Origin of the sequence: Acinetobacter puyangensis (assembly GCF_900096995.1) — a bacterium.
GTDB classification, from domain to species: Bacteria; Pseudomonadota; Gammaproteobacteria; order Pseudomonadales; family Moraxellaceae; genus Acinetobacter; species Acinetobacter puyangensis.
In genome coordinates this window covers 318,742-334,951 of the sequence record NZ_OANT01000003.1, presented here as the reverse complement: position 1 = coordinate 334,951, position 16,210 = coordinate 318,742, and the positions used below count along the sequence as shown (strand labels likewise).

Below are 16,210 nucleotides of genomic sequence, written 5' to 3'. Positions count from 1 at the left end.
GACTATTCCTGTTAAAAAATAGGTCAACACAAGGATTTGTATTGATAATATAGGTAAAATAATAGAGGTTGGATATGAAATATCAATTTTTAACTGCTTTGAGTGGGCTGACACTGGCTGCCGCATGCATGGCAAGCCAAGCACAGGCCAGTAATACAGAACAATATAAGAGTAGTTTTGTCATCTCAAGCTATGCCAAAACTAAATATCCACTGGTCTTTGCCCATGGCATGGCGGGTTTTAACCGGGTAGGTACAGATCTACTGGGATTAGATTACTGGTATCAAATTGTGCCAGATTTGGCCCGCAATGGTGCCAATGTATGGACCACACGGGTATCCCCCTTGAATTCCAGTGAAATCCGTGGCGAACAATTATTACAACAGGTCGATGAAATCCTTGCCATCACCGGACAAGCAAAAGTCAACCTGATTGGTCATAGTCATGGCGGACCAACTATCCGTTATGTGGCCGGTGTTGCACCGGAAAAAGTCGCTTCATTAACCGCAGTGGCAGGCCCACATAAAGGCTCTGGTACTGCCGATCTGGTTGTATCCGCAGAAGGAACACTTCTTGAAGGTCCATTGGTGGGTGTTCTCAATCTATTCTCACAGATCATTTTGTTTACACAAACACTGGATCCAAACACCTTTCCAAGTGATGCATTAAGTGCGGGCAAAAGTTTAACCACAGCAGGTTCTAATACCTTTAATAGCAAATTCCCCATAGGTATTCCAAGTACTGCCTGTGGAGATGGTGCAGCACAGGAAAAAGGAATCTATCTCTATTCTTTTACCGGCATAAAACCTTTTACCAATATACTTGATCCAATCGACTATGCCTTACAAATCACCAGCCTGACCACATCTAAGGATGCCAATGATGGACTGGTTTCACGCTGTAGTGCCAAGTTTGGTAAAACCATTCGTGATGACTATGCATGGAATCATCTGGATGAAGTCAATCAAGTCTTGGGAATTCGAGGCTTATTTGCACCAGATCCTTTATCCATCTATCGGCAACATGCCAATCGCCTTAAGTTACAGGGTTTATAAATTAGCATTTATAGCTTTTAAGCCATAAAAAAATGCGCCTCAATTGGCGCATTTTTTACTCTAAAAAAACAGCAATAAAGCTTATTTTTTACGAGCAGGCAATTTTTCACGAATACGTGCAGCTTTACCAGACAATTCACGCAGGTAATACAGTTTAGCACGGCGCACATCACCACGACGTTTCACTTCGATTTTAGCAACGATTGGAGAATGTGTTTGGAATACACGCTCAACACCAACACCGCTAGAAATTTTACGTACGGTAAAAGCCGAGTTTAAACCACGGTTTTTCTTAGCGATGACAACACCTTCAAATGCCTGAAGACGTTCACGCTCACCCTCTTTTACCTTAACTTGTACGATTACTGTATCACCTGGTGCAAACGCAGGGATATCAGTTTTTAATTGAGAGTTTTCAATTACTTGAATTAAAGGATGTTTGCCACTCATTGTGGGAATCTCCACTATGCGAAATTTTTGGTTTCGCTGGGGACAGAGGCTAAAGACGCATATCAACCCGTTTATATTTCACTTTAAACCTTAATGATTTAAAGCACTCACTCATGATTCTTACGAATCCAAATCTTTTACCCATTTTTTTTGCTGCGGACTCAACTCAACTTTTTCGACCAGTTCCGGACGACGTTGTAAAGTGCGTTGATAACGCTGCAAAAACCGCCATTTTTCAATATTGGCATGATGTCCGGATTTTAAAACTTCCGGTACTTCAAGCCCTTCAAAATGATCTGGCTTGGTATATTGTGGACAATCCAGTAAACCATCCACAAAAGAATCCTGTTCCGCCGATTTATCATCCGACATCACATTTGGTAAACGCCGAATAATACTGTCAAGTAAGACCATCGCAGGTAGTTCACCACCGGATAATACGTAATCGCCAATTGACCATTCCTGATCAACATACAACTGGATTAAACGCTCATCTACCCCTTCATAACGCCCACACAATACAATCAAACCATCATATTCGACAAAATCTTGTACTGCCTGTTCATTTAAGGTTTTGCCTTGCGGTGACATATACACCACAGGCGCATGAACACATCCTGCTTGTTGTGCAAGCTGTTTGGCATGATCGATTGCTTGTGCCAGAGGCTCCGCCATCATCACCATACCCGGACCACCACCAAATGGACGTTCATCCACTCGCTTATAGTTGCCCTTGGCAAAATCCCGTGGGTTAATACAGGTCAACTGAATCACATCACGTTTTGCTGCACGCCCGCTGATCCCATACGCAGTAATCGCATCAAACATTTCAGGAAATAATGTAATCACTGCAAAAAACATCGCAGGCTCCCTTCCTGTTTTATTTATCCATGGATAAATAATGAATGTTTAATAATCTACGCCCCAATTGACGTAAATACGACCTGCTTCAATATCTACACGCTGTACCACATCTTTATGCCATGGAATCATGCGTTCCTCGGCATCAACACTGTCAGCGGTAGCGTGAACCACCATGACATCATTGGCACCAGTTTCAAACAGCTCATGGATTTTACCTAGAATGACTTCATGTTCTGATTCATCTAGTCCCATCACCATCAGACCTTTTAAATCTGACCAGTAATATTCATCCATGCCTGCCTGTGGCAATTGTGATTTTTCAATCCAGATTTCGGCACCGACCAGTTGCTCTGCCGCAGTGCGATCACTCACACCTTTAAGCGCAACAACCAAACCTTTACTCTGTGGTTTCCAGCGTTTTACATCGGCTGTTTGCCAACCTGCCTTAGTCTTGATATACCAAGGCAAATAATCAAACATATTGCTGATTGGGTCTGTATTGGAAAAGACCCAAAGCCAGCCATTCAAACCATACGGAGAACGTAACTGCCCAATCTGAATAAGATCTTCAGGTACATTCTGCATGGAGGTCTGACTCATCGATTAAACAGCTGCTTTTTGAACTTGTTTTGCCAATGCAGCAACACGATCAGATGCTTGAGCACCTTGAGCAACCCAATGCTCAAAACGTGCAGTATCCAGACGAACTTTTTCTGCCTGACCTTGTGCAGTCGGGTTAAAGAAACCAATACGCTCGATAAAACGGCCATCACGTGCATTACGGCTGTCTGTTACAACGATTTGATAAAACGGACGTTTTTTTGCGCCACCACGAGTTAAACGAATAACTACCATGAGAAAAACCTTATAATTTTTACGGATTATCCCTGCACCGACCATCGGTAACATTTCAAACCCCTTTCATAGAGGGCGGTATTTTACGTTAAATTTTAGACAAAAGAAAGCAAAAATATTTATACTCAAACTAATACCAAACATTAAAATTAAGTTATCAGGGTTTATACAATAAACCCCTACAAAATCAATTGTATGGAATTGTACGGGCGTATTGCATACGCCCAATCATTTATGAATAATGGTATAATAATTCAATGATTGGGATACGATCATGGCGAATCTTGCATCACCACTAAAACTATCAGAACAAGACTACCTTGCTGGCGAATTGCATAGCGAAATCAAACATGAATATATTGATGGTGAAGTTTTTGCCATGGTGGGCTCAACTGCCAATCATAATACATTAGCAGGTAATGTATTCCTTGCACTGGGAAACCATCTAAAAGGCAAACCCTGCCGTCCCTTTACCTCTGATATGAAAGTCAAAATTGGAACAAAATATTTTTATCCTGATGTTCTAGTTGATTGTTCAAATATATCAGGACAGGATATTTTTACCCAGACGCCGATATTGATTGTTGAAGTGTTGTTTAAAAGCACGCAGCAATATGACAAAACGCTAAAACTCAAAAATTATTTAAAAATTGATACCTTGCTGGAATACATACTAATCGAACAAGACAAAGCCGAAATACAGGTTTTACGCAGAACGCAAGGCTGGCAACCGAATTATTATTTTCTAGGTGATGATGTGACGTTTGAATCGGTCGGCTTAACCGTCCCTGTTGAAGAACTTTATGACCAGATACAAAATGATGATATGAGCGAGTGGCTTGAGCAAAAAGCACAAACCGATGAGGATTAACGACCATCCCAATTTGTTGATGCCGATGGTGAACAAGCTGTTCCAGCGCTATCACTGCCTTTAGTCCAGCATTTTTGCCCTTGGCTATCTAATACAATATGACCGTCCCCAGCTTGGGAATTCATTGGTGTAGCAGTTAAAGTATAGGTTTGATCGGTAGTCACTAAAGTAAGCGTATAGACAGTACCTGCTGACATCGGATAATCCTGAATTGTATGACTATTATCAAGCTTTGCATCGGTATATTTATGCTTGATCACATGATAACTTTGTAATTGCTGCGCAATCCGCATCATTTCGGTTTGTACATCGGCACGATGGGTACGGATTTTATATTGTGTATATGATGGATAAGCAATCGCTGCCAGAATCCCAATAATTGCAACCACAATCATCAGTTCGATCAAGCTAAAGCCTGAAATGTTTTTGCTCATTACCAATTCTCGCTATCTGTCGTACCACAACCCGTATAATCATCAACGGCATTTTGAGTTCTGGTCATACAACGCACGCCTGTACTGGTCAGCAATAAATCATAATTATTCGGTTGTTTCGGCAAATGATCACTCCCAACGTTGCGTTCAACTTTCATCACCCAATGAAGTCCAGAGACTGTACTGGCAGAGGTTCCTTGTGCTTTATCTTGTGCGAGATCCGCAGCAGAAAGTGGACGTTTTTCCTTTGCATCCAGCAAGGTAAGAATATACTTGGCATTGGCCGAGGTTGAACCTACTGGTAGTAATAACTCACCCTTAGCTGCATCATAATAACTATTGGCAATTGGCTTCGTGTCGTCCTCCATAGTGTTATCATGATACAAATAACTGGCATCAAAGCCTTTATAACTGAAATTTTTGGCCTTAAATCGCTCTAACTCTGTTGCTATACGCTGTGCTTCCTGTTTCGCCACCGCCAAATCCCGTCTTTCGATATAGCGTTGATAAGAAGGAATGCCAATTGCAGCAAAAACCGTAATAATCACCACGACGACCATCAGTTCAATTAAGGTAAAGCCTAATGCAGGATTAGAAAAGCATTGCCTTTTCCGAACAAAAAACGAAATGCTTTGCTTCGAGTGGCGCGGTACCGAAAAGCTAAAAACTATGCTTGAGGTTTTTTTCATGACGCCTTCCTTAGCGAATTTGATACCAGCGTAGATGTTGTAAACCCACTGTTGTTTTAAATACCTGACACTCGGGTCTATTTTTATTCAATTTGTTACCTTTAACATCAACTGCATCACAAGCAGTATCACTCCGAACAATATTTTTAAACTGGTCGTCTCCAGCCGATCCTAACGTCGCTCCAAGTATGCCAGCCCCAATTTTGGCTTTATATGGATATTCTAATAAACCAAATGCAGCCTTAGGCGTGTCAAATGGACATCGACCATAAGGTAAGCAAAATTGATATAAGTACGAATCACCTGTTACGCCTGCACCACAGGAACCAAGAATCCCGATACCGTCCCGATCATAAACATTGACATATAGCATATGATCTAATGCGTATAAGCCATTCATACCTTTATAACGCCCCGGCATCAGCGTTTGTAGTTCATTTAAACTAGAGGGCGCGCCACCTGCACCATCATAATAATATTTCCAGCCCAGCCGAGGTGCCTTATCGCCTACTAATTGTATTTCCTCAATATCAATCCCGGTGAGATTCTCCACAAAATTTCTTGCGGTTAATGTCACCAAACCAGATCCGACCGGTGCAGGTACAGCAAGTTTTGCATCAGGATTACGACGTACATAATCATTGGCATATAAATCATTGCGTGCTACATCATGATCATACAAGACATATAGCGCATCGCGATTTGTTGCATCTAGTCCTGCTGCCAAGGGTGAACTACGATTTCCTGAACTCAAAGCAACAACTGCAAATACGCCACTTCCCCCCTGATGAATTGAAATACTGGGCATATCGTAAAATCTCGGATTGGCAACAAAGGGAAGGTTGAGATTGGTTAAACCTTCTGTCACAAGATTAGACTGAAACAATAATTCAATTCGTTTCGCAAAGCCGCCTGTGGTGGTTACCGTATTATCTATATCGACACGAAATACCTGACCGCCCAAATCACCAAAATATAAATGATCCACCAAGCCATCATTATTTCGATCTATGGCATTAATCTGACTGACTACACTATATTTTAAATCATGATGTTTGGTTGCGATGGTGCCCGAGTTGGTTGTGGCTGATGTACTTGCCGTCACATTATCACTTGCCCACCAGAGTAAATCTCCTGTGTCGGCATCAAACATATACACGCCTGCACCTTTTTTGTTGACTTGAAGATATTTACTACATTCATAGCCCTGAAAATCAAAAAGATTATTTCTCACCAGTGCAGATAAATCTAACGTGGTTGGATCAGCTGGTGGTGTACTCGCATTGAGAAGTCCACCTAAAAGCCCACCTGCATGATTGACTACGCTTTTCAGCGTGTCCCACGTTGTTGTGGTTAAATTACACAATGCTGTTAAACCTTCTGCATCGTAACCACCACCCACAAACATCACCAGTTTCGCTTCACCACCCCAATTTACTCTTGCTATCGTGGGTTTAGACCAACTTTGCCCCATATAACTCAGTGGTGTACCCAGCGTTGCACCATCGGGATCAATATGGAATTTGAGGGAAGGACTGTTAATGTTGGATAAATCCAGCGCATAGTAACTGCGGCCACCCATACGTAAACCACCATAAACCCATTGCAAACCTTTAAGGTTCGATGAATGATCGTCTGTTGAATCTATCTTACGCCCAGAATCCCGTACTGTGAGCGTACCATCTGATTTTGCGACATATTGTGTATATGCTGTCCATGGCGCATCTATGCCATAAAATAATTTATTCTTGCCGCCTGTGCTGCTGTTTTCCGCCAAAAAAGCCTGTTTCTGTCGTTGCATCATTTCATGTGGTGCAAAAGCAAAGACTTCTTGACCATGATCTGCATCAAGCACATGCAATAAGCCCTGCGTACTACCAAATAACAGGTAATCATCCCGATTGCTGGTATCTAAATCGCCATAACTATCTACCGTCACTTTACCTTGTTGAGTTAATAAAATCGGTGAAGAATGTAATATGGCACCCACTTGTCGAAGTTCAGGTTTTTCTGTCAAATGAGCAAGGCTAGTTGCTGTTCCTGTTACAGAAACATTGTAACCAAGCAAATTTAACCAATAATTTTTATCCGGGTCATTTTTAAAAGCAGCGCCTTCTCCTTCACCAAATAAACTATTGATATTGACGGGTTGTAAACTGGCCGCTGCATTCGCGTTATATGTCGATCCTGAACTGTTAATTTGACGATTCGTCAAAATTTTACGGTTTGCAGTTTGTACAGCATCGGTAGTGGACATGCCCAGCGATAATTGCCCTTTCATGCCATTTACCCAGATGCCATTTGCAGCAGTATTTAATGCACCATTGGCCTGAATCAAGCGTAAGCTTTTGGAACGATTATATAACTCACCATGATGAACATGATATTTATTCAGATCGCCGGTCCAAAGTCGATAAGGCGCCTGTGGTTTGGGTTCAAATGCAGCATAGTAAGCATAAGGTTGTAGGCGTAATGGATTTAAAGCATCGGCTGGAATCGTCGGAGAACCTGTGACCATGGTCGGAATATTGACTTCAATTGTGCTTAAAAAAGCATTGATGCTATAAACAACATCTGCCGAACGACTGCCAGAATACCAGCCGCCACGTCCATTCATTCCCCATTTTGCGGTATTTTTAAAGTCTGTTCCAACGCTCGCATGGTCAATGGCAGCAATATTATTATTCACGTTTGTACTGGCCTGCTCTTCTGTCACGATAGTCCCATCGGCATTTTTCGCTCCAGCAATCAAGGGTGTGCCATCATAGGAAGAAATATGCTCAAAATCTTTGCCAAAACCAATAATTGCTGTTCTAAAACTCAAACCGACAGGATTCTGCGATGCCGTTAATAATCGGGTGGTTAGCTTATCGGAACAATCAAATTTATCGCTACTGTTACAACTAAAGCCACTGGCATAGGATGGGCCAAGAGCTGCTTTACTTATATTTTCCGTATCAGATGCTATGCTTGCTGCACCATCCGTTAAAAAATAAATTCCCTGCCCATGACATGCCTTAATTTCGTCACTTTTTCCAATTTGTTCTGTAATAGAACTTGGTCGCTGATAAGCTGCGCCATATTTAGATTCCAGCACAGAATTAAAAAAGCCACTACTTACCTCATGATTTAGGCCAATATAATAATCATTGCCATCCGCATATTTTGTGGGTCTAAAGGTTTCATTCAAATAAAAGTCTTTGGTGCTGGTCTGTTTTGCATTCGAACTATATGCACCACGCTGATACTTTAAATCAGCCAAGCTAAAATCCCACCATCCCAAAACCGAAGAACAAGACTTTAAACCATTTACTGAAATTGGATTCCACGATATACAACGTTGCCAGCGACCGGTCGCAGCATTCCACCTAAAATTTTCCTGTCCAGTCAAACCACTGGTCAATGTGCTGGTCCCCAATAAATAAGCCGCAGTTTCAGCATATAAGGCCGCACTAGGTGTCCCGCCTTTACCATCAATATGCAAATGTGCAATGCCTTCCAGCAAAATACGTCGTTGCGTTTTTCCGGCCACGATTTCCTTTAAAGGTCGGGCAGGCACAGCAATCATTCCCCCTCGGGTAAATTTTGCAGGACTAGCATTATTTGCAAATGTGCCTGTGGCTGAATCACCCCGCGGAATCACAGCAAAATGCGATAGTCCAATCACCTTATCATCGCTTATCGGTGCAATTGAGCCATCTTCACTCCCCAGTAATAAATCAAATAAACCATCTTTGACCCGTGTTAAACGGTCATAACACTTTATCCCGCCTTGGTTTGCCAATACTTCACATCTATCTTTATTTTTTTCATATGCTGATGTCGACGCAGTTGCATACGCAACCTGACAATATTTACGTGTATAGCTTACCCCACCACGTGTTTTGATCTCGCTATAAACCGTCCTGTCATTTTGAATTTTTAAATCACCATTGTCTCGCGTAATGGTGGTTCCCGCCCCTTGATAGGTTCCAAAGTAACAGGCTGAACCTAGCTCATAATCATCCGCCGTGGTTTTGGCATCATCGGCTTCCTCCATACTACGTGATGTATCAATGGCTAACATTAGGGTAACAGTGCCACGGGTTGCATCCTGATAAATCTCAATATCACTTGCATTGGATAAATGGGTACACGCAACAGTGACCAAAAACATAGGCAGTCCGATCAACATTACTTTTTTATATATGTGTTTTTTCATTATTTTTCCCTCTATGTTATCGCCTATCGGTCTATTAATTTTGGCTCGCCACCCACTATATAGTCGGCATGCTGCATGTTATAAGGCATATCGAGATCATTAAAACATTTCGCTACGGTTTGAATCGCCCCCTGCTTCAACGAAGGTTTACGAAAACATGTTTCAATCTGTGCTTTAGTGGCAGCTGAAAAACTGGGCAAAACTGAAATAACCGTGACATGAATCGGATTAAGCATTGATGTTTGTTGCCCTTCGCCTAAACTACTGCCACGAGGCACAGTGGCGAAAGGTTGACTAGATGTGGTATTTTTACTGACATATACCTGTGATAAAATTGCAGAACGTCCGCTAGCAAACTGGTGTGCTTGACAAAATCCATCTACACCCTGTTTTGTGATGGTCACGGTATTATTATTGACAAGGATTGCACTGGCTTTGCCACGAGAAAAAAATACATTTTCCGACGCACGATAGCAAAAGACCAACTCATCTCGGGCATTCTCTGCCGATCTAAAATAAGCAAATATGCCATCTTCTGCCAATTGCCGAGTGACCTGAGCCGGATCCTCAATATTAAACAGTGCAGCATTCGAGTTTTCTAATAATAATTCTCGTATTTGGCTATTGGTAGCAATTTTTAAACCTAGAATTCCTGATCTTACCGCAATCGTCCCCAGCAGAGTTACCACAACCAAAATAATCAAAATAATAATTAATGTGGCACCAGCGTGTTTTTCCATCATGATGCTCCTAGGGTATTTCTAATTGCAACCACCTGATTAACCACTTGACGCAAATATTTTTGATTTTGTGCCTCATCACCCGCCAAAGTCACAACTTGTCCTGCAAGCGAAAATTCTTTATTGCTATTTAAATTTGCTTCCGCACTAATTCTCCCGGTTGAACGTGCCAAAATTCCCACTTCAATGGAAACAATATTGAGTGCATCTGCTGTATTTGTGATACTTGCCATTGCTGTCTTATATTGATTAATGGTCATATAACGTAACTGGCCCGCCGGACTTTTGACTCCAAAACGTACTTTAAAAGCATCTACACGCTGCATGATCTGCTGTGCAGAACGATTTATGTTGGTAATTGATGTATCGCCAGATTGATAATAACCAGCATCACAATACAAACTATATGCTGTCGGTTGCCCACTAATCTGCTGCGGACTTTGTTTTAAATAATAATGCTGCACAATTACTTTTGATGTTGCATCGGTGACTTCTCGCCCTTCACAATTGATGATTGGACTGGTTTGTGGCACATATTGAATGGTCAAACGATCACTTTTTCCAGTGGTACTATCTGTATCCTGTGCTTGTAAAGAAACAAATTTTGTTTCCAGATCCTTCATATCTAAAGTTAAGGGTACATTTTCTTTGGCAAAAATAATGCCTGCCCCGACAATCTTATTATTAATCTTTTGATCGGATGCTGTATTTAAATTGGTATGGCGTAAATCCTGCGTGAATACTGCCAAAGCAAAATTGGCATTTTGCTGCAACTCCCCCATGCTTTCATGTAAGTTAAACGCACGTTGGCTGCTTAGAAATATGGATAAGCCTGCCGCACTAATCAGCAGACCTAGCACCAAAGCAATCATTAACTCGACCAAGGTAAATCCTGCGTGAGGAGCAGCAAGATATCGCCTTGCCCCCATGCAAGACCGAGAGGGATACTCAATACCATTGTAACGTGTTGCAAGACGTGGTTTGATAGGAGTATGAGGTCTAATCATAGTTATAGACCTCCATAATGATACACTTGGCATTCGGTACATATGCCGTACCATTGGTACAGTGCGGTGCTGCATTTCCATTGCTTGCAGTGGTCTCGCTCCATGCGACATATATGCATTTACGTTTTAAAGTAGAACCCTGACAGTCCCATATATTGATTTGCATGCCCAGATCACTGGCTCTGCTTTTGACTTGGGCAAAGTCATATTGAGCCATTTCATTGGCTGTACAAAATGCAGCGGCACATGTTGTTGCCGGACTTGAAATATCCTGATAATGGCGTAGACCGGCACGATTAATCCGCATTCTTTCGGATAAATCCCGTGCTAGATTGATGGCTTGAATCTGTTGTCCTGCTTCATAGCTTGCGGCCAAGGCTCTGATCTGTAATGCAACAAAACCTAACACTGCAATACTTAATAGAATCAATGCAACCAGTACTTCTGTTAACCCAACACCCTGTTGTTTTATCACTGTTCATTCTGTCCATAGATTTGAACAATGGATGCACATGGATTGCAAAAATCTAATGATTTTTTATAACGTGATGTGCTGTTTTGATATAGCACGCTACAAATACGGCGAGTGCGCACCATGACATCTATTTGTTCAATTTTGGTTGATCATCTTGTTGTTTTTTCATACAACTTATTTTTATACAAGGCGTATATTTTGTAAACTTTTTGTTTTAAAAAGCGATGAATGGTTTTGATTTGGACAACTGATCAATGTTTTGAAAAAATTTAGACAAATAACGCCAATCTCAATTTTAAATTGGTCTAAATTCATAAAATACCCTTACTTTTTTACAGAAATCCCCCCTAAATCCCCCTTTTCCAAAGGGGGACTTCCCTCGAATCTAATGACAGTTTATGATTCGCAACGCTCTCCCCTTTGGAAAAGGGGAGTTGGAGGGGATTTTATGAAGTATGATAAACTTCAAGATATTGAATTATATAGTTTTTTAATATGAAAAAAGTTAAGATTGACGTACAAATAACAAAAAGCCAAGCAAAGACTGATCTTGCTTGGCTTTTGTGATGCTTTTTTAATTAGAGATAACGGGCCCATTTGATGGAGGCGGTTACTGTTGGGTCGCCACCACTGCCGCCGCCAGAACCATTGTTTGGTGAACCGGCATCATAATTTGTTGCATCTGATGGAATTGTTATTTTTAAATCTGTTAATTTTACTTGATCCGTCAAAGATGCTCTTAGTCCCATCGCTGAAAATAAGCCATAGATTTTTACTGTACCAGATGATGTAAATAAATTACCTGCAACGATATTACCGAAAATCTGACTTTGAGTTTTCATATAAATATCACCACCATAATAACAATTCGTTGTCGTACTACTTGAGCATGTCGTTTTGTTATAACTACCTCGATACGAACCCGCCAATAATGCAATATCGCCTAAAGCCAACGCATTCATTTCAGTTGTACTTTTACACAAATTGGTTGGTCTTGGGAAATTAGGATAAGCAGTTAATCCTGTTGTTCCATTACACACTTTAGCCACACCAGCTCTGCTACTGCTTGCTGCGTAATTTGGTGCGGTAATTAACGTAGAATTTCCATTCACTTCACCATCACCACGAATATTACCTGTTGCTAAAATGCTATTATAAAAAATGCCTTCTCCAAGATTTAAATTTCCTTCAAATAACATAATTCCTGGTGCAAAAGATGAGTTTTTTGTTTTCCATATTTTCTCATAATCGGCTTCATTAATGACTACGATATCTTCATTATATTGACCTTTTCCACAATCTGGATAACTTGCTGCTGGATAACCAGATAACCCTGTACCAGAACAAACAACATTATTACTTACATCATGTTGTTCCATAATCCATGTACCTGATGAATATCTAATCGTTGGCATTTTATCTTTATTCTCAGTATAAACACTTGCAATATTTCCACTTGCTGTAGTTGCACACGTTGATCCATTATAAGCATACAAATATCCCCAATGGTCATTTGTATTTTGTGGTGTTAAGTTTTTATTTACAGTCAGTACACAATAAGAGTTTCCATCCTTAAGAGTATTTTGATTGGTAGTTAGTGTAGAATTATCCAAATTATAAACTCGAACTAAAGGTATATTATTTAGATTATTATCCGATGTAGCACCATAAAAGACATAATTAGCCGTGTCATTTTTTAAATTATCGGTTTTTTGACTATTCGTGGTAACGGTTGTATCTGATTTATAAACAGAATTGTTTTCACACTCTACTGTATTTTTAATACGTTCTTGTAGATCGTAACACCATGCATTAACTTTAGGTGCTACAAGTGTATGTGAAGCAGGAACTCCCAACTCACTTTCTGCAATAACTGGACTTTCTCTTAAAGATATTTGAGTACGTCCTGCTGCAATTGCATTATTTGATGACTCACAATTGCTTCCAAAATTTTGAGCTTCAATCATTCTATAATTTTTAGAAATATCTCCTTGACTACAATAAAATGTCCCTCCTGCTTTGGCTTGAATAGTTTCTGAATCGCCTTTCACATCATGCAAATCACCATTAGCATGTGTATGGGTAATATTATTTATGGTAATAGTTAGAATACCATTCTCAGAAATTCGTGAATCATCACATGTTGTTGTACGATAAGAATTATATTTCGTACAAGAAATGCCGCTTAATACTCCATGTAATACTGTATTCATTGTGCCGTTAATATTATTATTAGCATACATATATTCATAAATCCATCCAGATCCATCAATTTGAATATCTGTACCAGCTTTTAAAATATTAGCATACGCATTTTTAAAATTAATTTGTGCTTTAGTATTTACACTATTTACAGCAATACCACCTTCAAGCGTTACTGTTCCGTTAGCATAAATATTATTTACTTGTGTAGTTGTATTTGCTAATTTTACAGTCCCTGTGGCATATAAATCACTAATATTTGTTACTTCATGAAGTTCTACATTACCTGCAACACTAACTACTACAGCCTTTCCGGAATTATTTGTTAAAGTATTTGTTCCTGAATAGTTTAGATTGGTGTAAATATTAATAGCCTGAGTTTTAGTTGATGAATTTCCATCATTCCCATTTTCACCTGAATTCGTCACATCAACCTTATAAACCACTTGTATTGTAGAAGCAGATTTTGCCGCAGTATTATTATTTTTAATCTGGGCAGTAATTTCATAACTGCTACTGTCAGAATTTGGTTCAGCCTTAATAATTTTGGCAGTAATATTATTTTTTGAACCCGTAGGAAGCGTAATCGTTAACTCTGCCGGACTAGCCGTTTTGTATGCTGCCAATTGTGTGGCATTACGATTTTGCAAATACTGCCGTACAATTTCCACACCAGCCCATGCACCTTGTTGGGCATTGGTCAGGGCATGGCTAGCAACGGCAGCCTGTTGTTTCATCCGTAAATAATAGGCTGTTCCCAGTAAGGCCGATACTAATGCAAAACCTACCAATGCCACCATCAAAATGGTCGCCATACCCCGTTGTGATTTAGAATAAATAGACATAGTAAACCTCACGATGATGTCGCATTAACTGGATTGGTCAGACAAACAGGGAAGTTGACCGTCATTTCTTTACTATTATTAGTAGGAGTTGGATCTAATGGATAGGTGGCGGTAATTGTTAATTTTGGATATTTTGTAGAATCAAAACCATAAGGTGAACATTTATCTGTAATATCTGTAGATAAATTAAATCTAATACTGTTGATATTGGTTTTGCTTAAATCGGCAAGAATGGCTTCTTTCTTCCATTTAACGCCAGAATTATTTAATGAATTAGTTTCAGGACAAGTATCCATTGCTGTATCCGTATTTTTATCTGTTTTTAATAAAATGAGTTGTTTATTGCTATTATTATAATAAATACCCTGACAAATAACCGAACTAGTTTCATTCAGATTATTAGCATAACGCCATAAAACTGTTTCACCTGATTCTATTGGATTACCACCTGAAAGGTTGTCACCAGTGAAACTAGCGCCTTTTAAAACAACTATATTTGTACCACTGTCCAAACCAAAACCAGCACTCTGAATCATGTTTTGCACACCCATCAAGCTATTTTGTATACTGGTATCCCGATCCGAACCTTTACGTGAATCCACACTGGTTTGTACTACGGTGCGGAATATTGCCAATAAAGCCAGTAAACACAGCATGGAAATAAGTAAACCAACCAATAAACTGACCAAACTGATGCCATATTGTTTATTTTTCATCAGTTGCCTCCTACGGTCATTTCACCACCAAAGGCATCGTCCGTTACCGTTAATTGGGGAATTGAAACGCTAATATCCCCATCCATTTTAATTATTGTAGGATCTTCACATGCTACGCTGACATTTGCTAATGGCTTACCTAAAGGTGATGGAGCTTGATCGCAAACTCCTGTTTGTAATTTTTCGCGTAATTGATTTACCGCAATTTGTTGGGCAGACGATTGGCGTTGTACTTGCAAAATTTTACTCAGTGCAAAAGCTGTTCCTAAAGCAACAATTGCAATAATTACCATGGCAATAAGAGATTCCAGTAGAGCAAAACCAGATTGATGCAGTCGATTAGAATTCATATTTTTCTCCTGCATCTTCACTTAATCCTGAATGTTTAATAATCAGTGGAGAACTCAAATCAAAATCATCTTTTTTAATAATTTCCCCCACTGAATTAAAACCAAACTCCTTAAAAATATGGCTTTGCTCATCTGTTATCGTAATTTTTGCGGAAATATCAAAAGTATTCGTTGCTTGGTTTTGGTTAGAGCAATTGTTATCCAAAACAGTTAATTTATTATTTTCAAAACTAACACTTGCCGCAGTAGTATTACCTATAACACCAGCACAATTACGAATGGCAGTAGCTCTGGCAAGATTAATTGCACTTTGTAATGATGCATTGGCTTTATTTAACTCCGCCTGATAAATCCAACCCGATCCCAATGACGCGCCCATCACTGCCAATATCGCAATAATAGCAATTACGACCATCATCTCAATTAAGGTAAAAGCTGCTTGTACTCGCATGTTGA

The 16,210-nt window shown here is 40.0% G+C and carries 16 protein-coding genes; 2 read left to right on the top strand and 14 right to left on the bottom strand.

The window, feature by feature from the left end:
• Nucleotides 1-74: 74 nt before the first annotated feature.
• Complete coding sequence (locus CRO21_RS08085; RefSeq protein ID WP_097078814.1) at nt 75-1,055, top strand: lipase family alpha/beta hydrolase; 981 nt, start codon at nt 75-77, stop codon at nt 1,053-1,055.
• Between the two features lie 81 nt (nt 1,056-1,136).
• Here CRO21_RS08085 and rplS read toward each other — a convergent pair whose 3' ends face one another.
• From rplS to rpsP, 4 genes are all read right to left on the bottom strand, one after another.
• Nucleotides 1,137-1,505, bottom strand: a complete 369-nt coding sequence (rplS, locus tag CRO21_RS08080; protein ID WP_097078813.1) for a 50S ribosomal protein L19 — start codon at nt 1,503-1,505, stop codon at nt 1,137-1,139.
• A 120-nt stretch (nt 1,506-1,625) separates the two neighbouring features.
• Nucleotides 1,626-2,366, bottom strand: a complete 741-nt coding sequence (gene trmD / locus CRO21_RS08075; RefSeq protein WP_097078812.1) for a tRNA (guanosine(37)-N1)-methyltransferase TrmD — start codon at nt 2,364-2,366, stop codon at nt 1,626-1,628.
• Between the two features lie 48 nt (nt 2,367-2,414).
• Nucleotides 2,415-2,969 (bottom strand): ribosome maturation factor RimM, encoded by a 555-nt coding sequence (rimM, locus tag CRO21_RS08070; RefSeq protein WP_097078811.1) that lies wholly within the window; start codon nt 2,967-2,969, stop codon nt 2,415-2,417.
• Between the two features lie 3 nt (nt 2,970-2,972).
• Nucleotides 2,973-3,224, bottom strand: coding sequence for a 30S ribosomal protein S16 (gene rpsP, locus CRO21_RS08065; protein ID WP_097078892.1), 252 nt, complete (start codon nt 3,222-3,224; stop codon nt 2,973-2,975).
• A gap of 274 nt (nt 3,225-3,498) precedes the next feature.
• On the opposite strand from rpsP, the gene CRO21_RS08060 reads away from it, so the two are divergent.
• Nucleotides 3,499-4,095 carry a Uma2 family endonuclease gene (locus CRO21_RS08060; protein ID WP_097078810.1) on the top strand — a complete coding sequence of 199 codons (597 nt, stop codon included), beginning with the start codon at nt 3,499-3,501 and terminating at the stop codon, nt 4,093-4,095.
• Here CRO21_RS08060 and CRO21_RS08055 read toward each other — a convergent pair.
• From CRO21_RS08055 to CRO21_RS08010, 10 genes are all read right to left on the bottom strand, one after another.
• The gene (locus CRO21_RS08055; RefSeq protein ID WP_097078809.1) at nt 4,092-4,529 is read right to left on the bottom strand and encodes a type IV pilin protein; all 438 of its coding nucleotides are present in this window, start codon (nt 4,527-4,529) and stop codon (nt 4,092-4,094) included. The two genes, CRO21_RS08060 and CRO21_RS08055, sit on opposite strands and share 4 nt — an antisense overlap.
• Nucleotides 4,529-5,218, bottom strand: a complete 690-nt coding sequence (locus CRO21_RS08050) for a type IV pilin protein (protein WP_097078808.1) — start codon at nt 5,216-5,218, stop codon at nt 4,529-4,531. The genes CRO21_RS08055 and CRO21_RS08050 overlap by 1 nt, the downstream gene beginning before the upstream one ends.
• Before the next feature lie 10 nt (nt 5,219-5,228).
• Entirely contained in the window at nt 5,229-9,419 is a 4,191-nt protein-coding gene (locus CRO21_RS08045) for a pilus assembly protein (protein WP_097078807.1), read from the bottom strand.
• A 23-nt stretch (nt 9,420-9,442) separates the two neighbouring features.
• Nucleotides 9,443-10,159: a pilus assembly protein PilX gene (locus tag CRO21_RS08040; RefSeq protein ID WP_097078806.1), complete on the bottom strand. Its 717-nt coding sequence runs from the start codon at nt 10,157-10,159 to the stop codon at nt 9,443-9,445.
• Nucleotides 10,159-11,088, bottom strand: coding sequence for a PilW family protein (locus CRO21_RS08035; RefSeq protein ID WP_097078891.1), 930 nt, complete (start codon nt 11,086-11,088; stop codon nt 10,159-10,161). The genes CRO21_RS08040 and CRO21_RS08035 overlap by 1 nt, the downstream gene beginning before the upstream one ends.
• Nucleotides 11,089-11,158: 70 nt before the next feature.
• Nucleotides 11,159-11,641, bottom strand: coding sequence for a type IV pilus modification protein PilV (pilV, locus tag CRO21_RS08030; RefSeq protein WP_097078805.1), 483 nt, complete (start codon nt 11,639-11,641; stop codon nt 11,159-11,161).
• A 578-nt stretch (nt 11,642-12,219) separates the two neighbouring features.
• Nucleotides 12,220-14,688 carry a hypothetical protein gene (locus CRO21_RS08025; RefSeq protein WP_097078804.1) on the bottom strand — a complete coding sequence of 823 codons (2,469 nt, stop codon included), beginning with the start codon at nt 14,686-14,688 and terminating at the stop codon, nt 12,220-12,222.
• Nucleotides 14,689-14,696: 8 nt separating this feature from the next.
• A complete protein-coding gene (locus CRO21_RS08020) occupies nt 14,697-15,404 on the bottom strand; it encodes a hypothetical protein (RefSeq protein WP_097078803.1) in 708 nt (235 codons plus the stop codon).
• Nucleotides 15,404-15,754 (bottom strand): PulJ/GspJ family protein, encoded by a 351-nt coding sequence (locus CRO21_RS08015; protein WP_171294008.1) that lies wholly within the window; start codon nt 15,752-15,754, stop codon nt 15,404-15,406. The genes CRO21_RS08020 and CRO21_RS08015 overlap by 1 nt, the downstream gene beginning before the upstream one ends.
• A complete protein-coding gene (locus CRO21_RS08010) occupies nt 15,744-16,205 on the bottom strand; it encodes a prepilin-type N-terminal cleavage/methylation domain-containing protein (protein WP_171294007.1) in 462 nt (153 codons plus the stop codon). The genes CRO21_RS08015 and CRO21_RS08010 overlap by 11 nt, the downstream gene beginning before the upstream one ends.
• Nucleotides 16,206-16,210 lie beyond the last annotated feature (5 nt).